Annotated in this window: 19 protein-coding genes; 6 read left to right on the top strand and 13 right to left on the bottom strand. The window is 40.2% G+C overall.

Annotated features, from left to right (window positions below):
- Positions 1-62: 62 nt before the first annotated feature.
- The 4 genes from ACO6S2_RS13485 to ACO6S2_RS13500 form a co-directional block, all read right to left on the bottom strand.
- Positions 63-842, bottom strand: coding sequence for a tRNA pseudouridine synthase A (locus ACO6S2_RS13485; RefSeq protein WP_422359084.1), 780 nt, complete (start codon positions 840-842; stop codon positions 63-65).
- Between the two features lie 64 nt (positions 843-906).
- A complete protein-coding gene (locus ACO6S2_RS13490; protein ID WP_422359085.1) occupies positions 907-1,965 on the bottom strand; it encodes a sugar phosphate isomerase/epimerase family protein in 1,059 nt (352 codons plus the stop codon).
- Between the two features lies 1 nt (position 1,966).
- Positions 1,967-3,100: a Gfo/Idh/MocA family protein gene (locus ACO6S2_RS13495; protein ID WP_422359086.1), complete on the bottom strand. Its 1,134-nt coding sequence runs from the start codon at positions 3,098-3,100 to the stop codon at positions 1,967-1,969.
- A 3-nt stretch (positions 3,101-3,103) separates the two neighbouring features.
- Positions 3,104-4,336, bottom strand: coding sequence for a nucleoside permease (locus ACO6S2_RS13500; protein ID WP_422359087.1), 1,233 nt, complete (start codon positions 4,334-4,336; stop codon positions 3,104-3,106).
- Between the two features lie 121 nt (positions 4,337-4,457).
- On the opposite strand from ACO6S2_RS13500, the gene ACO6S2_RS13505 reads away from it, so the two are divergent.
- The 5 genes from ACO6S2_RS13505 to ACO6S2_RS13525 all read left to right on the top strand — a co-directional run bounded on the left by ACO6S2_RS13505 (position 4,458) and on the right by ACO6S2_RS13525 (position 9,364).
- Positions 4,458-5,483, top strand: a complete 1,026-nt coding sequence (locus ACO6S2_RS13505) for a helix-turn-helix domain-containing protein (RefSeq protein ID WP_422359088.1) — start codon at positions 4,458-4,460, stop codon at positions 5,481-5,483.
- A gap of 232 nt (positions 5,484-5,715) precedes the next feature.
- Positions 5,716-6,072, top strand: a complete 357-nt coding sequence (locus tag ACO6S2_RS13510; protein ID WP_422359089.1) for a c-type cytochrome — start codon at positions 5,716-5,718, stop codon at positions 6,070-6,072.
- A gap of 12 nt (positions 6,073-6,084) precedes the next feature.
- Positions 6,085-7,020, top strand: a complete 936-nt coding sequence (locus ACO6S2_RS13515) for a sugar phosphate isomerase/epimerase family protein (protein WP_422359090.1) — start codon at positions 6,085-6,087, stop codon at positions 7,018-7,020.
- Between the two features lie 20 nt (positions 7,021-7,040).
- Positions 7,041-8,765: a GMC oxidoreductase gene (locus tag ACO6S2_RS13520; RefSeq protein WP_422359091.1), complete on the top strand. Its 1,725-nt coding sequence runs from the start codon at positions 7,041-7,043 to the stop codon at positions 8,763-8,765.
- Complete coding sequence (locus ACO6S2_RS13525) at positions 8,762-9,364, top strand: gluconate 2-dehydrogenase subunit 3 family protein (RefSeq protein WP_422359092.1); 603 nt, start codon at positions 8,762-8,764, stop codon at positions 9,362-9,364. The genes ACO6S2_RS13520 and ACO6S2_RS13525 overlap by 4 nt, the downstream gene beginning before the upstream one ends.
- 43 nt (positions 9,365-9,407) lie before the next feature.
- Here ACO6S2_RS13525 and ACO6S2_RS13530 read toward each other — a convergent pair whose 3' ends face one another.
- Positions 9,408-9,710 (bottom strand): DUF3817 domain-containing protein, encoded by a 303-nt coding sequence (locus ACO6S2_RS13530; RefSeq protein WP_422359093.1) that lies wholly within the window; start codon positions 9,708-9,710, stop codon positions 9,408-9,410.
- A complete protein-coding gene (locus tag ACO6S2_RS13535; RefSeq protein WP_422359094.1) occupies positions 9,710-9,922 on the bottom strand; it encodes an RNA-binding S4 domain-containing protein in 213 nt (70 codons plus the stop codon). The genes ACO6S2_RS13530 and ACO6S2_RS13535 overlap by 1 nt, the downstream gene beginning before the upstream one ends.
- A gap of 136 nt (positions 9,923-10,058) precedes the next feature.
- Here ACO6S2_RS13535 and ACO6S2_RS13540 point away from each other — a divergent pair, with 136 nt between their 5' ends.
- Entirely contained in the window at positions 10,059-10,556 is a 498-nt protein-coding gene (locus tag ACO6S2_RS13540; protein WP_422359095.1) for a hypothetical protein, read from the top strand.
- A 1-nt stretch (position 10,557) separates the two neighbouring features.
- On the opposite strand, the gene ACO6S2_RS13545 is transcribed toward ACO6S2_RS13540, so the two are convergent.
- The 7 genes from ACO6S2_RS13545 to ACO6S2_RS13575 form a co-directional block, all read right to left on the bottom strand.
- Positions 10,558-11,178, bottom strand: coding sequence for a response regulator (locus ACO6S2_RS13545; RefSeq protein WP_422359096.1), 621 nt, complete (start codon positions 11,176-11,178; stop codon positions 10,558-10,560).
- Positions 11,171-14,194, bottom strand: coding sequence for a ligand-binding sensor domain-containing protein (locus ACO6S2_RS13550; protein ID WP_422359097.1), 3,024 nt, complete (start codon positions 14,192-14,194; stop codon positions 11,171-11,173). The genes ACO6S2_RS13545 and ACO6S2_RS13550 overlap by 8 nt, the downstream gene beginning before the upstream one ends.
- Positions 14,195-14,461: 267 nt before the next feature.
- Positions 14,462-14,986 carry a hypothetical protein gene (locus ACO6S2_RS13555; RefSeq protein WP_422359098.1) on the bottom strand — a complete coding sequence of 175 codons (525 nt, stop codon included), beginning with the start codon at positions 14,984-14,986 and terminating at the stop codon, positions 14,462-14,464.
- Between the two features lie 29 nt (positions 14,987-15,015).
- On the bottom strand, positions 15,016-15,681 hold the full coding sequence (locus ACO6S2_RS13560; protein ID WP_422359099.1) for a hypothetical protein: 666 nt from the start codon (positions 15,679-15,681) through the stop codon (positions 15,016-15,018).
- 423 nt (positions 15,682-16,104) lie between these two features.
- Positions 16,105-16,476 (bottom strand): helix-turn-helix transcriptional regulator, encoded by a 372-nt coding sequence (locus ACO6S2_RS13565; RefSeq protein WP_422359100.1) that lies wholly within the window; start codon positions 16,474-16,476, stop codon positions 16,105-16,107.
- 50 nt (positions 16,477-16,526) lie between these two features.
- Positions 16,527-16,916, bottom strand: coding sequence for a hypothetical protein (locus ACO6S2_RS13570; RefSeq protein ID WP_422359101.1), 390 nt, complete (start codon positions 16,914-16,916; stop codon positions 16,527-16,529).
- A 1-nt stretch (position 16,917) separates the two neighbouring features.
- Positions 16,918-17,505, bottom strand: coding sequence for a hypothetical protein (locus ACO6S2_RS13575; RefSeq protein WP_422359102.1), 588 nt, complete (start codon positions 17,503-17,505; stop codon positions 16,918-16,920).
- Between the last annotated feature and the right edge of the window lie 336 nt (positions 17,506-17,841).

The raw sequence follows: 17,841 nt of genomic DNA on the forward strand, positions 1-17,841 counted from the left end.
AATTCAGTTAATTATATGCCTGAGGCGGTCAATAATACGAAATATTCGCTAGTTATCAAATCCTATTTTTTGAACTTCATTTGGTGCAACATCAGTCCTGAGGCTGGAGCAATGAAATAATCGGGAGAATCTGATGGATTATTAAGGGACTCCTCTATCTCGCTCAGGGTAATTTCATGCTTACCCAATCTAAAAAGTCTACCCATAAACAGACGAATTTGATTGCGCATAAAACCCATGCCTTTCACACGATACACAAAGCTCCGATCAGGAAAGAAATTAGCCGTCCAAATGTCATTTTCGACAATCTCACTACAAATGATCTCACGTTCAAATTGCGTCCCATCTTTCGGTTTGTAACAATACTCCTGAAAGTTGTGCGTACCTTGAAAGAGCAGCGCCCCTTTCTTCATGAGTTCTATGTCCAAATCTTCACGGATGTAGGTAATGTAGGGTGCGGCAAAAGGATGATTCTTTCTTCCAAACGAGAATAGATACAAATACTCCTTCTCTTTGGCATGCTGGATCACATTAAACTGCTGATCAACAGCTTCTATGCTAATGGCTCGAATATCCGCCGGCAAGTTTTCATTAAAATCAGCCAGCAATTGCTGCTCATCTTCAGGCTGTTCTAGAAACAACTCGAAAGCCGCCTGAGTAGCAGATACCATAGCATCTGTACGACTTGCACCTAATATTTTAAATGGCTTGTCAGCCAAAATGTATTTGAGTGTGCGTTCGATCATTTCCTGCACAGTCTTCACACCAGGTTGACGTTGCCAGCCATGGTATCTAAAGCCGAGATACTGAACTTCTATTAAGTAGAAATGAGTTGCCTTCATGTATTATCAAGAACCAAAATAAAGGCGCAAAGCTAGTCATATTGATTACAGATCGAACAAAACGTTACTTTTTCAATCCTAAAATCTTATTTAGTTGGTCATGATCAACCTTAGCACCAGCGAAGTCGTCAAAAGCTTTTTCAGTCACCTCAATGATATGATCAGAAATGAAAGGAGCTCCTTCTTTGGCTCCCTGCTCAGGTGACTTGATGCAACACTCCCACTCCAACACTGCCCAGCCGTCGTAGTCGTATTGGCTTAGTTTGCTAAATATCTGTTTGAAATCTATCTGACCATCACCCAACGACCGGAATCTTCCTGGCCGATCGATCCAGTCCTGATACCCGCCATAGACCCCTGATTTGCCGTTAGGACGAAACTCAGCATCCTTGACATGAAACATGCGAATATGCTCATGATAGAGGTCTATGAATTGCAGGTAATCCATCTGCTGCAATACAAAGTGACTGGGGTCATATAATATTTTCGCACTAGCATGATGGTTAGTCACATCCAAAAATCGCTCGAAAGTCACACCATCGTGCAGATCTTCGCCGGGATGCAGTTCGTAGCATACTTCTACACACAAGTCTTTGCAATAATCTAAAATAGGAAGCCATCTCTGCGCCAGCTCCTTAAACCCGGCTTCCACCAATCCTTTAGGTCGCTGTGGCCAGGGATACATCGTATGAAACAGTAAAGACCCCGAAAACGAACCCATTACATTTAATCCCATATGATGAGTAGCTTTAGCTGATGCTTTCATTTGTCTTACTGCCCATTCAGATCTGGCTATAGGGTTATTGAACAGTTCAGCTGGTGCAAAAGCATCGAACATGATATCATAAGCGGGATGGGAAGCCACCAGTTGTCCCAAAAGATGCGTGGACAATTCAGATATTTCTAACCCTGCTTCATTCACTATTCCTTTGATTTCATCACAGTAGTCTTTGCTTGCTGCCGCCTTTTCTATGTCTATCACACGTTTGTCCCAAGCCGGAAGCTGCACAGCTTTATAGCCCAATCCTGCGACCCATTCACAAATATTCTTGAGATTGTTGAAAGGCGCTTGATCTCCGAGAAACTGCACTAGAAATATGGCTGGCCCTTTTATCGTTTTCATCTTATAATGTTTTCCAGACGTTGCCGTCTCTATTAGATTGTACTACCTGCTCTATAAACCGCATCCCCCGGACTCCATCCAATACAGTTGGGTATTCTCCTTCCATGGTCTGCTCCTCCCTAACAGCTTTAGCCATGCCTTTGTAGATATTGCCCATCGCATCAAATATTCCTTCGGGGTGTCCTGGAGCCATTTTTGTGCTTTCCATTGTTAGTTGCGCATTGTAAGGATTGCCGGGTTTGAGTGTTTGAATCGGGTTGCCCTCTTTCAATAATACTAGCTCGGTTGGATTCTCCTGACACCATTTCAACCCTCCTTCTTTTCCATAAACCTGGATGGTCAGATTATTCTCTTCACCTGTGGCGATCTGACTAGACCTAATCACGCCTTTGGCTTTGCCCATGCGAACCAAAATGGTTCCGTCTACATCCAATGTATTATCCTCATACAGATAATTAAGGTCCGAGAGTAAACGATCGACCTGAAGACCGGTAGTATATTCGGCCAGATTGAAGGCATGTAGACCAATATCTCCAATACAACAGGATATCCCAGACTTTTCAGGGTCCAATCTCCACACTTCTTTTCTCTTCTCCTTTTCATGAATAAATGGATTGATCCAACCTTGATAGTACTGCACATCTACTCTTTGGATCTCACCCAGTTCTCTATTGGCTATCATGGTTTTCATTTGCCTCACCATCGGATAACCAGTGTAGGTATGCGTCAAACAAAATTTCTTACCTGACTGATTTACAATACCTTGTAATTCGTTAGCTTCAGCAGCAGTCATGGTCATAGGTTTTTCACAAATCACATGAAATCCGCCCTGCAAGAGACTTTTGGCCATGGGGTAATGCAGGAAGTTTGGCGTCACGATCGACACCACCTCCATTCGCTCAGACGATGGCAATTTATTTTCCTCACTGATCAAAGTAGCTACATCTGGGTAAACCCGGCTGATATCAAGTTCCAGTTCATTGGCGAAAGCCTTCCCCTGTTCATAATCAACATCAAAAGCTCCACCTACGAGTTCATATCGCTCACCCATGTATGCAGCGATACGATGTGCGATACCTATAAAAGCACCTTGACCACCGCCTAACATACCCCATTTTATTCTACCTCTTTTCATTCTTTATGAAGCTTTGTATGCTACTTTCTCATTTTTGAAACTCAGTATAAATACAACCAGAATTACGGCCGCAAAACCTGCCGGATAAAACCAAATCTCTTTCCAGTCATGAAGACCTTCTGCGTTTATATAGCTATCCGATATCTTACCTGCCATCCAAAAACCAATCAACATACCCACACCATAGGTGGCCAATGTGATTAATCCTTGTGCCGCACTTTTATGCTGTTCTCCTGCCTTGGTGTCTGTATAAATTTGTCCGGAGACAAAAAAGAAATCATAACAAATGCCGTGCAGCGCTATACCCAAGATCAACATAAAGGTCAACTCATCAGCATTACCAAATGCAAACAATACGTATCGCACGGCCCAGGCCAGCATGCCCACCAAAATGGTTTTCTTGAATCCAAATCGCTTAAAGAACAAAGGAAGCAACAACATAAACAATACCTCTGATGCTTGTCCAATCGTCATTTTTCCTGTTGGGTTGGCTACCCCAATCTCCGCCAAAAAAGGATTGGCATTTTGATAATAAAATGCCAATGGAATACAGATCAAAACAGAGGAGAGAAAGAAGATGAGAAAATTTCTATCCTTCAATAATTTGAGAGCGTCTAGTCCAAGAATACCCGACAGTGAAACCTGTTCGATTTCATTGGTTTTTGGAGGGGTCTTAGGCAAGCTGAAACTGAACAACCCCAGAATTCCGGAAGCAAAGGCAGTCATCAGAAAAGTATTTTGCAGCAAGCCCTTTTGAGTTCCTGCACTTGAGTCCCACCCAAATACAAAGCTAATGGCCAGACCTGCTACAATCCACCCAACAGTTCCCCAGACGCGAATCAACGAAAACTCCCTGGCTGGATCAGACATTTGATTGAAGGACACGGAATTGACCAACGCCAGAGTAGGCATGTACATGATCATGTATCCCAACAGATAAGGATAGAAAGCGCCAAAATCAGAGGCCTGAGACATCTGAAACATCAGAATAGCCCCGGCTATATGTAAGACACCTAAGATTCGCTCTGCATTGAAAAAACGATCGGCAATTAGTCCAATAATAAATGGGGCTATAATAGCTCCCCAAGACTGCGTAGAGTAAGCCATACCCGTTTCTGCACCAGTAGCATTCAGATTATTGCCTAGGAACGTACCCAACGTGACAAACCATCCGCCCCAGATAAAAAACTCCAGAAACATCATCACTGACAGCTGGACTTGAGTTGATTTTTTCATCAAAATCGTATAATTAAATTTTTGTATAAATTTGATCAATCCATTTACCCACACTTCCCAAAATTGGATTAACTAAAGCAAAATAGCTTTTATCGAATTCTTAACTGTTTAAAATATTTCAATGAATAATATTAAACAAAGCATTGTACCCTTCAGGGAAGAAAATGGGTCGGTTTATCATGCAGACACGTGTCTGCCCCTAGTAGATGCGGTACAAAGAGAAAAAGTAGAGTTTAAGGCCTTAGCCAGACACACCTATCCCGGCGACCGACTGACAGAGGACACCAAAGGGCTAAATACGATCGGATACTGGAGTGCACACGAGGTGCAAGACTGGGGACTCGATTGGCATCGAAACGAAGGCGTAGAATTTCATTTTTTAGAATCTGGTCACATGCCTTATGCAGTAGAAAATACAGAAACTGAATTGTTTCCGGGCGACTTTACGATCACCCGCCCCTGGCAACAACACAAAGTAGGTAATCCTCATGTAGGCATTGGTAAATTTTATTGGGTGATTATCGATGTGGGAGTTCGAAGACCACACCAGCAGTGGAGCTGGCCAGAATGGATTGTGTTATCTGATGATGATTTGAATAGACTGAATCTCTTACTCAGACAAAATGAGCAGCCAGTGTGGAAAGCTACACCAGAAATTAAGGCATGTTTCAAACAAATCAACCAGACCATTCATCAGGATGTGAATGGTTCTTCTTCTTCAAAACTAAGAATACACATCAATGAGCTTTTGATTCATTTGCTGGATATGTTCGACAAAGGCAAGATGGTTTTGAATGAATCGCTCACCGACAGCATGCGTTCGGCCAAGCAGTTTATCGATGAACTGTCGAACAACCTGTCTCACCCTTGGACCATTGAAGAAATGGCGGCATCCTCTGGGTTAGGCGCTACGCGCTTCACCCATCACTGCAAGCAGCTGACCAACCTCACCCCTATGCAACTGCTCACTAAGAAGCGCATTGATTGGTCTAAAAAACTTTTACTCGATCACCCAGAGCAGAGCGCCACACAAATCGCTTACACTTGCGGGTTTGCTACCAGTCAGTACTTTTCTACCGTGTTTAAGAAGCAGGAGAAATGTTCGCCGCAGGAGTTTCGGGTAAGGAACAAGGTGAAAGTAGCTTAATTGCAGCATTCATTGCGGCATCTGTTTCCATTATAGCTGCAGTTTACTCTAATAGGTAGCTGAACAAGTCCGCGAATGGGTGGAAATGTACAATTTCATTCATTGAATGATTTTAAACAAGTCATATGTTCCTATGCTATACTTTAGGTAAAGTTTTAAGTGTGAAAATGTCTTGTCACATATCAGCTGATAGATTTTATACACTTGGTGATACTACTTTATCTACTAATAAATGAAAACATTATCATGGACCGTGTGCTTCCTTTTAAGTGTAGCCATCTTAAGCTGTGGAACGAATAAAAAGGGAGAACAAGACTCTTCTAACATGCCGGTGGCCAATAAATTCAAAATCAAGCAGCTGCTGGAGAAAAACACCTGCTTTGCTTGTCATAAGGAAAAAGAAAAATTGGTCGGGCCTTCCTATACGGAGATTGCCAAAAGAAACTATAGCAACGAGCGCATAGTGGAACTGATCTATAAACCAGAACCGGAGAATTGGCCCGAATACCCTGCACCAATGATAGCATTACCCCACCTTGATAAGAATGAATTATTAGAAATTGCTAATTGGATCAATTCCTTGAACTAACACGATACAAAAATGAAAACAAGCAGAAGAAACTTCATCAAGCAATCAGGATTGCTCACGGGCAGTCTGGCCGTTGCTTCCTCACCCCTCCTCAACGCATGTTCAAACACCATAAAAACCTCTGACTTTAAAATATCTCTGGCGCAATGGTCTTTGCACAAGAAACTGTTCGCCGGAGAAATGGACAATCTGGATTTTGCCAAAGTGGCGAAAAACGATTTTGGTATTTCTGCTGTTGAATACGTCAGCCAATTCTTCAAGGATAAAGCCAAAGACAGTGGCTACATCAACCAAATGAAACAAATAGCCGCAGACAATGGCGTAAAGAACTTATTGATCATGGTGGACGGTGAAGGTCACCTAGGTGATAGCGATGAAGCCAAAAGAAACCAGGCCGTAGAAAATCACTATAAGTGGATAGAAGCGGCTAAGGAGTTGGATTGTCACTCTATACGAGTAAACGCTGCTGGTGAAGGCTCAGCGGAAGAAGTACAACAAAATGCTATTGAAGGCCTGAGAAGCTTGTCCACATTCGCTAAAGACCTTGACATCAATGTAATAGTGGAAAATCACGGTGGATATTCTTCGAATGGACAGTGGCTGAACAAGGTGATTTCCTCGGTAGACATGAACAACTGCGGCACCCTACCCGACTTCGGCAACTTCTGTATCACGAGAGACGAGAATTGGAATTGCCTTGAAGACTACGATCGTTATCAAGGCATGAAGGACATCATGCCATTTGCCAAGGGTGTTAGTGCCAAGTCTCATGACTTCGATGAGAATGGTAATGAAATTCATTCTGACTTTGCCAAAATGCTGAAAATTGTGAAAAGTGCAGGATTTAAAGGATACATCGGGGTGGAATATGAAGGAGAAAAGTTAAGTGAATACGAAGGTATCAAAGCCACTAAAGCACTATTAGAAAAAACCATCGCTTCCTTGTAAGTCCATTAACCCAATAGAAAATGAGCAAGATCCAACAAGACAGCAGTGCTTTCAACATCAATTCAAACAAAGCCAATCACTTTGATGCGATCGTGGTAGGTTCGGGCATGAGTGGTGGCTGGGCTGCTAAAGAATTTACCGAAAAGGGATTTAATACATTGGTATTGGAACGAGGTCGCAACATCGAACATGGCGACTACCCTACGGCAACCATGGAACCCTGGACGGATCCACACGGCATGGCCATGGATCCTCAGGTGATTGCAGACAACCCGGTAGTCGGCAAGTGTTATGCCTTTACCAAAGAACACGAGCATCACTTCGTGAAAGACAACGAGCACCCTTACATTCAGATCAAACCCTTTGATTGGATCAGAGGCTATCAGGTGGGTGGCAAATCGCTGATGTGGGCCAGACAAGTACAACGCTGGAGTGACCTTGATTTTGAGGCTAATGCGAAAGACGGACACGGGATCGACTGGCCCATTCGCTATGCAGATTTAGCCCCTTGGTACAGCTATGTGGAGAAGTTTATTGGCATCAGTGGTAATAGAGATGGCCTGAATCAAATTCCCGATGGCGAGTTCCTTCCTCCTTTCGAGATGAATTGTGTAGAAAAGGATATTAAAAAAACGATCGAAGGAGTTTACCCAAGTAGAAACGTGGTTATTGGGCGATCTGCCAATATTACCCAAAGGCACAACGAAAGAGGCCCTTGCATGTCTCGAAACCGCTGTGCCAGAGGCTGTCCTTTTGGCGGGTATTACAGTGCCAATAGCTCTACGCTTCCCGCTGCGAAGAAAACAGGCTATATGACGTTGCGTCCACACTCGGTGGTTCATTCTATCATCTATGACGATGACAAAGGAAAGGCTATCGGCGTACGCGTAATAGATGCCAACACCAAAGAGGCGATAGAATACTTCAGTCGTGTCATCTTCTTAAATGCGGGTACGGTCAATACTACAGCCATTATGCTCAATTCGAAGTCTAATACCTACCAGGAAGGATTGGGTAATGAAAATGATGTATTGGGTCGCTATCTGATGGATCACGATTTCAGAGGGTATGCTCGCGGCAGAATAGAAGGCTATGAAGGCAGCTACTTTAATGGTCACCGACCTACGGGTTTGTACATGCCAAGATTTAGAAATTATAAAAACGACAGACAAGAGGATTTCTTGAGAGGTTATGCCTATCAGCTCAGAGCTGGAAGAGGCGCTGGTAACCTTAAAGCAGAAGACCCAAAATTTGGTGTAGCATTCAAGGACAAACTCACAGAATTTGGTTCTTGGGGTATGAGCATGGGGCCTATGGGCGAACAACTACCCTATGCAGAAAATAGAATCACACTAAACGGTAACCAAACAGACGACTGGGGTGTGCCTTTGGTTGAAGTTGATGCAGAGTTCAAACAAAATGAAGATGCTATGCTTGAAGATTCGCTCAATAATGCAGCCGAAATGATGAAAGCCTTTGGCTGCAAAGACATCAGCACGGGCATAGATCCCGAATGGAATGTAGGCTTAGGTATTCACGAGATGGGTACTGCCCGAATGGGACATAGTCCAAAAGATTCGATTCTCAACAAATACAATCAAGTCCATAATGCTAAAAATGTATTCGTGTCGGATGGTGCCTGCATGACTTCCTCAGCTTGCCAAAACCCCTCGTTGACCTACATGGCCATTACGGCCAGGGCTGCCAACTATGCTATCGATGAACTAAAAAAAGGAAACCTATGAACAGACGAGAGATACTAAAATCAGTAGGCCTGATTGTAGGTGGTACCGTGATTGGCGCGGATGCTTTTCTATTGAATGGATGCACTTTTTCAGAAGATCAACTAGGGCTATTAACTAACGATCAGATAAAATTGTTAGAAGAAATTGCAGAGGTGATTTTACCACATACCGATAAATCTCCTGGCGCAAAGGATGCCCAAGTGGGACCATTTATCGACAGAATTGTGACCGACTTCTATAACAACCAGGAACAGCAGGTTTTCCTTGAAGCGCTCGATAAATACAATGAAGTAGACTTTGCATCTATGAAACCGAATGAAAGGGAATCATACCTATTGAATGAAGAACAAAACATTGAAGAAAAGCCTATCTACACCTTCACCAACAAAGAAACCAATGAATCATTCGAAACCCGACCAGCGTATGTTATGATCAAGCAACTTTCTGTTTGGGCCTATTTATCTTCGGAAATCGTGGCAAAAAACAACTTCAATTATTTACCTATTCCTGGAAGATACACAGGTTGTGTAGAGGTGATTGAGGATACTAAACCTATGTATTGGAGACAATACCCTGGCGCAGCACTTAGAAAGGTTTAAAGAAAATACGGATTAGTGAAGCGAGGTAGATTAGACTTGTAGTTTAGTCTACCTTTTGTACGCTTTTAAAAATTTTCGCATCCGCATAGAATGTTCCAAAAGGAACCAAAGAAGCTATCAAGGCTATAGCCGAGGTTCTCATTCCCCATTTGTGGATATAAATGTTCTGAAGACAGAATATTCCATAAAGAATGAATAGCCAACCATGCGCCATACCCACATAAAAGTTAGGCTCGCGAATATCCAGCATATACTTGAGCGGCATGGTAACAGCAAAAAGCAAGTAGCTGATTCCTTCCAGTACTGCCAACAATCTCAATCTCCCTATAGGTGTATTTACTTCCATTATTCTACTTGTCCTTTTTTTCCTTCAAACCTAACCACATCCCCTACTTTCATCTTCTTTCTACGACGAGTTTCCACTTCTCCGTTTACGGTGACTTCACCGTTATCGATTCGAATCTTCGCTTCACCACCTGTAGCTACCCATCCGAAAGTTTTGAGTAGGTTGTTCAGCTCAATGTAATCTTCGTCTGGTCTTAGTTTGAATTTTTCCATGATATGCTCTTGAGCTGCAAAAATATGACAACCAAATCAAGTAAAACTACCCTGAAGCTAATATTCATACTTTGTGATCAGATATTTTCTTATCTTAGAAAAACGCTGAAAATTCAATAAATCTCAAAAACACGAATTGCCAAACACTCACCAAAAAGAACTCCTTCAGAAATACACCATTCTCAATTTGGGTATCGGTATTTCGGTTCCACTGGCCATCATTTTTATTAGTCAGATTTATCCGGAATTCTTCTACATCCATCTAGTTATTTGGATTTCATTTGTACTGGCCGTTTTCGTCATCATTTGGATGTTGCTCAACATGGCGAAGGCTTCTAGCAGTAAGTACATCAGACTACCCGGTTTGGTGCTATGGGGTGTGGCTAGTCCGGTGACCAGTATATTTTTATTTGGCGTCGTCTACTTTGGCACCATCAATCAGGTTACTGAACTATCTTTCACCAAGGCATTAGAATTTAGTTTCTCCGCTTTCATCCGAAAAACCAGTCCAATATCATCCATCTGCGACTGTCAGTTTTTCGAGATTTCACAGAACTACCTGGGCTATCTTTTATTTGCCTATGCTATAGCGGTAATCATTCAAGGGATTAATTTTCGAAGAAGCAGTGATTGATTTAATCTAAGCTTACCGTTTTAGTGGATAAAGCAAAATTTACCAGTTCTCCTATTGTATGGAGGTTCAATTTTTCTTTGATGTTTTGCTTATGTTTTTCAACGGTAGACGTTGCTATATGTAGCATGTCACCAGCCTCTTTGCTTGGTTTACCTGAAGCCAACACGAACAATATCTCTTGTTCTCTTTTGGTCAAGGATTTCAAAAGATCAACATTTTTCTTATTGAACTGCACAGCTGCATGCTCTTTACTTGAATTGAGAATGGCCAGATTGATAGTTAGCTTCAATTGATTTGTATTGAACGGCTTCAATAAATAAGCGTAGGGTGACGAAGTTTCGGCTTTTTTAATCGTGTTTTCATCCGCATAAGCCGACAAATAAACTACCGGAATCTTTCTAATCTCGCAAAGCTCTTTCACCAATTCAACCCCATCTATACTTGCATTAAGATTAATATCAGAGATGATCAAATCATAGTTGTTGACACTGAACCTTTCCCTAGCTGTTTCAACATTTAAAGCGATATCAACATCCGCGTACTCCTTAGCTTCCAGAGTAACCTTGATATCCTTCGCTATAATCGCTTCATCCTCTATCAGTAATATTTTTAGTTCACTCATTTTCAACTGGTATTCTAATTGTGTTTCGTATTCCTTCCTTATTCTCTATGTTTATAATCCCATTCAATTGACTGACCATATCTTTGACCAAGTCTAATCCTAGAGAAGTGTCCTTTACATTCGTAAGATCATATCCTACTCCATTGTCAGCAATTACCAATTCAAGCCAGTCTCCTTTCACTTCACAGCGTATACTTAAGATGTTATTCTCGTGCCATTCGTCAAATGCATACTTACTTGTGTTGGTCAGCAACTCATTGATAATCAACCCATAAATAGTGATATTGAAATTAGCAACCTTGGCGGGCTTCAAATCATAGTCTACTCTAAAAGTTTGAGTTTCATCTGCGGATATCAAACGAATTACATTTTCACATATCCCTTTGGTAAAGACATCCACCTGTATATGCTCTTTTTCGGAATCCATCATATTCTCCAAATAAGAGATATTTGAGATTCTATTTTTCGCAGCATTGAGGCTTTCTACAGCTTGATCATCTCTCATCTGTACAGCCTGAAGACTCAATAAACTTGAAATAATCTGCAAGTTGTTTTTAACTCTATGCTTCAATTCCCTCATCAAAAACTTAATACTATCTTTTTGTGAGTTTGAGGTTGCCAGTGCATCACTCAATTCATTGGTTCTTTCCCTCACCAACTTCTCAAGCATGGCCTTATTCTTTTTCAAGCTGTAGTACTTATACAGCACAAAAAGCGTAATTAACAGTCCTAGGAACAACACAGCAGTAATTCTAAACCACCAAGTGGCATACCATGGTGGAACGATCACTATTTCAACAACACGTTCGTTGTTCCCCCAGGTGCCGTTATCATTAGTCGCCTTTATTCTAAATTTGTATTCCCCAGGTGGTAAGTTGGTATATGTAATACTTTGGCTCTTAGTGGCTGGCCGCCAATCCTTATCAAAGCCTTCCATATAGAAACTATAATTCACCTTTTTTGGATTCAAAAAATTAGTAGCCGCGTACTGAAAGGTAAGCACCTTCTCCTCACTCTTAAAAACATAATTGTCTGCATAAAGGCCATTAACATCAACAGGTTGATTAAAAACCTCTACAGCCTCCAAATGCACTTTTGGTTGATACGGGTTCGCATTTATACGACTGGGGTTAAAAATATTGACACCGCCTACTCCTCCAAAATAGAAGTTTCCATAAGTATCTTGATTGGCCGCTTTACCATTGAATTCATCATTCTGGAGACCATCTTTTTTAGAGTATGATAGAAAAACCTCTGAATCAGGATTCAATTTTGAAATCCCCTGGTTGGTACTCAACCAGATATGGTCCATTTCATCAATTAGCACACCATAGACAAAATCATTAGGAAAGCCTTCTTGTGCATAATATCTTTTGGTACGATAAGAATCAGGAGATATTCTCGTGAGTCCTGTGCTTGTTCCTAGCCAGATATTACCTTTAGAATCTTCATTTATTGCAAATACCCTATCACTGGCAATTATCATAGAATCTAAACCCTCTGATGCAAAATGATGTACGGCACGTTCTCCCATTTGCTCAATCATAAAAGCACCTTGATCTGAGCCTAGCCATAAATTTTCTTTACTGTCCACATAAGATATTCTTGCCCTATTTAATTGTTTCCCATCCACAAGAAATTCTTCAACCGTTTGCTTTTCCATATCATATATGAAAATTCCGCTGGACCAGGAAGCGAATAATAAGCGACTCTTTGAGAGTGGTTGGATTTCAATTACTGTCTTATTGTTTTTCCCATTCTTGAAAGCTACTCGTTCAAACTGGTCAGAACCCCTATTGTATTTCAATAAGCCCGTTCCATCAAACCCTCCGCACCAGATATCTTGATTAAAATCTCTTTTCAATGTGTAAATAAGGGATTCAGAAAACTCGGTATAATGTTTAAATTCTCCACTCAAATGATTGTATTTCAACACATTGTATGAAGTACCCAACCACACTACCGAGTCGTTCCCTGGCAATAATTGAAACGTACTGAGCTTAGTGTCTTTTGAATACTCTGGAATACTTAGACTAATTGTCTTGAATTTTTTTTGAAACTCGTTGTAATGATGCAGCCCTTCTCCCGCAGTACCAAACCATAGATTGCCTTGACCATCACCATAGATTGCTTCTATCTCCACTGGGTAATAAACACGACCCGATTGATCCTTAAAAACTTGTTGCGTGTACAAACTTTTGTCCAAATCATAAGTACTCAAACCATCTTTTGTTCCCAGAAGCAATGTATTCGTGTTTTGAGTATAAATACAGTTAATCAGTTGATCACTTAACTTAATCTTTTGGGATAGATCTTTAAGGTTTAATGAATAGAATCCTCTGTCTGTACCTATAAGCAGCTTCTCATTGCTGACTGCCAATGCATTGTGAGAAAAGTCTCCTAATTCGATCTTGTTTGTGATCTTGTGTTCCTCAAGATTAAATGTTAATAGACCTGAATTCAAAGTCGCCAACAGATAATTACTTTCACCAATTGACACAACATCCTTTACATAATTTTCTGACTTATCTCTAGGTAATTCGACTTGAGTCAGCGCTCTTGATTTCCTATCAAGTACATAGAACCTGTCAGACAAAGAAAACAACAGATGAGTATCTCCCAATAAAAACACCTGATAGGAAATAGCGTTCGAGAGTTCTTCAAAAGGTGTGATGAATTGTTCCGTTTTCAGTTCCAAAGCAAAAATTCCTTTTGAATTGGAGGCGACCCAAAGCGTATCATCTACAATCAAAAGGCCTCTATTGTGATCGTCAGGAATACTTAAACTGTCAAGGGGGTTGCTGGTAAAAACTTTAAGCTGTAAACCGTTGAAACGATGAAGGCCATCTTCGGTAGAGAACCACAGGTAATCCAAGTCATCTTGAACTATCTTCTGAACATTGAGCTGTCTAAGACCTTGTTCTTGCCCAATGTAATTGATCTGAAGGGTGTCTATCTGCGTTGCGCCACATATATGACATAACAGAAGACTAAATACAGCATAAATTAACCTCAACCTTTTCTCTTAATATTCAACTTTGCTTAGGCTACAGGTTGATTCTAGAATTGTCTTGCCGCTAAGATACTAAGACGATGATCCTATTGCAAGGATGGCCTCCGAACATATATCTAAGCTTCCAAAAATGATGTAATCACTTCCCGATACAGAACTTTTTTATATACTGATTATCTGATAGTTATGAAAATTCCCAACAAACTCACAGCGAAAATGGGTGAAATTATATGAAAATGATCTTATAGAAGGGTTCTTGCCACTTGTTACTTAAACCCCTAATTGCTCTCTTAAGTCCTCACTTAACATATTATCTTTCCAGGAATAGTTTTGTCTTTCTTGGCTGATATAATCAACCAGTTCTACCATATCCTTTATTGGTTCATAAAGAGTTGTATCAGGGTCGAAATTATCTTTATTTCCCTGTTTGAGATGTGCTAAAAATTCCATTCGACGTGAAATTAATTTACTATGTGTATCCAGGAAACTCTGATATCTTATAAAGCAGTCATTAGGCAAACTCGATTTATTCAAATTCATATAAGTGTGAATTGAAGCAGATTTTTTACTTCGATCCATCAACTTACTTATCCTAACAATCAAATCATTTTCAAGACATTTGGCGTAAATAAAGAAATCAGGCGTTTCACCTCCTGTCATAATATGAACCCCATCATGTCCTGCCTTAATCGCTCGTTGAAATATTCTTGGCAACCTAATAAGAGCCTTATAGAAGCGTAAAACATGAAGCACCTCTAATTGTATTGAATCTAAGATACTCTGATTTGAATTCATGACTTAAATTTAAATTTCGTAATTCATAATCAGTAAATCTTATGAGCATCAATCTCCCAAAAATTTCCTAGTTTGTTTGAAACCTCCTTTATCGCAGCCAATAAGAAATCTCCTTTTTTAATAGGGTTTGTTTTCAAATAAGATTTTTTAACCAGCACCGAATATTGGAATACTTCATTTTTTCTATTTGGATTAGACCGAATTATTAATTCACCAAACTCATGCTTCAATAGTTCTCCGGCCATTGCTACCACGATAGCATTTCCCATATCAAGCTTAAGCCGTGACTTAAAGCTAACGACTCTGTTAAACTCAATTACCTGACCATCAATATCAGTCAATTTATCCAGATCCGTTACTTCAATTATGGTTAGTTTTCCTTTTCTGCCTCCAAGATAATTATCCAATATATCAGAAATTTCATCTGGAATTTCAACTTCATTTCTTGCAATTATCTCGTCTATCCTCTGATATATCTCTTGATCATTTAACCTTTCAACCTCCCTCAAGGTTTCTAGTAATTCACGTAAATTACGTTCTCTACAGCTGTGTTGGGGCCAGGGTATTCCAAGCTGATCAAAGAATACTTTGCTTCCACAATTGCAAGAAAAGAACCAAACGGACCTTGAACAATCGGGGCAATTTGTCCGATATGCTTTGGATACACAGTGAGTGTCATGTGTTGGTATAGGCATAGATTAGAAGTTTTATGGGTAAAGACCAAATTTCAACTTCTCTCAAATTGCTTGTACGAATATAACAATATTACCTTATGCAAACTCTTGAGGGCAAAAAAACGAGCTTACTATAATCTTGAATATCTCAATTACTCCATTCATGTTTAAACGGAATACAACTAACCAATCACTATTCAACCTTAATTCACTTATCTTCCTAATATCTCGTTTATCCAGACTGAACAAACCCAACTTGTGGTTTTTAACAGTACTGTTAAAAAATGGGTCGTGAGTCATTTAATGCATCAAGACTAATTATTCGAATCCCAATTGAATCTCAACTTTCTGAAAGAGTTTTACTGCAGCTGCAGCAAAACTCAATCAGTGGTTTTTTAATAGTTCTATTTACTTGAATAGTCATAAAAAAACTTGAGCTCTCACTCAAGGTTTTCTTATTCTCGCCAGGATCTTTTCAGACTCCCGTTCTACCCGATTGTCAGTCCGGGTAGTAAGAAGCCAGTCTATTAACTCATCCCTTCTAAAGAAGAGCTTCCCCCCTGTCGGCTTAAAGTATGGTATCTCTCCAAGACTAGTTAACTTGTATAGTTTACTCTCAGATAAGCCGGTATACATCAGCACATCCTGAAATGTAAGAACCTCTTTATGTCCTACAACCATCTTTTCAAAACCAGCCTTTACTTGTTCCACAAGAGCAGACTTCAATTCACTCATATCCATACCAGCTTGAAGGTCAGCCCCTCTCCTTTGGAAAGTTTCTATCACCTTTCCATTTTGTCTAAATTCTACATGCATAATTGAAAATGCCTGGCATAGTGCCAGGCTTTATTACCTAAACGTTTATCCTAAAGTGAACGATAGAGCATTATGGCAGACCTGATCAATTCTTGATGTATTGGATACTTATCAAGGTTTTTGTTTAGCTCGGTTTCATCTTCTTCTTCAACCGCATCTGCTATTCTTTGTTCAAATACCTTCAAGTCGGTCTTCATATTTTCGATCAACATTTTCAGAGCTAGTTTTTTGTATCCTGACTTCATAAGGAACCTTATGAGCTCTAAACATTTATTGACTTCAATTTGAAATTCTCCTGATGCCGGTATGGCCATTAGTTCTTCTGAAATGAATTTTTGTATTGCGTTGTCTTCATCAGAGGCATTCATAATCTCCTGAACAATATCAGGCTCTTCATACTGAAAATCGAAACGATCTTTATTTACATATTTCAATCGCATACTAGTCTTGGTTTTGGTTTCTAATCAATGCTCCTTCTATTGCGGCATCTGTACTCTCGATCATGTGGTGGGTTACAACGTGAAGAATATCATGTAGTCGAAGCCCATTAGGTTTAAACCAGATTATCAAATTTCTTCCTACCAATTCATGTTTTAAATTTTCAAAGATTGTAGGCTGTAAAATCCGGATGTCAACCAATCGATTCAATAACTCTGTAGGGTCCTCATTTATTCGAATATGAATTTCTGCAAGCAGCTCTTCTTCATCTTCAGGATGGTTAAAGACACTACCTTTGATGGTGTCTATCAATACTCTTAACTTCTCTTCAGGCTGTTGGCTCAATGCTCGGATCGTTTCTCCATACACCTCAAATCCCATTTCATCTGGCAACCCTCCAGACTTAGCGGACTCAATAATGGAAATCAGGACTTCTCTTACTATTGTTTTGTTGTTTTTCGATGTATCGAAAGCGTCATCATCTTCAATATCCTGTCCCTCTAGCATTCTTTCGAATAGCTTTGTTGTTTCAATAATTTTGGTGATCTCATCTTTCTCAATCACCTCGTTTGCTTTTGCTACTGTAAGCATAATTTTTAATGTTTAAGTGTTAATAATTAGCCCTCCAATCCAGGTAGCTTTTCCGACATTTTGACGGCTGGAATGAAGGGCGATCCCTTGTGGAATGGTAAGCTACTAGCCATTCCGATTGATATCATTTCAACAAATGTTAACGGATAAAGTCACAAGTACAAATTCCGATTATTGGCACCATATCAACTCTATACTCTGTTTCTTATGGCGTTTCTTGAAGTATACATCAACTTTCAGATTTCTCGCAAAGAACTGTATATCAAGCCCTAATCAGCAAAAAAAGAATGTGCTAAAAGATGACATTTTATTTTCGCTCGAAAATTGATGTATACT

It is taken from the genome of Reichenbachiella sp., from assembly GCF_965233835.1.
GTDB lineage: Bacteria > Bacteroidota > Bacteroidia > Cytophagales > Cyclobacteriaceae > Reichenbachiella.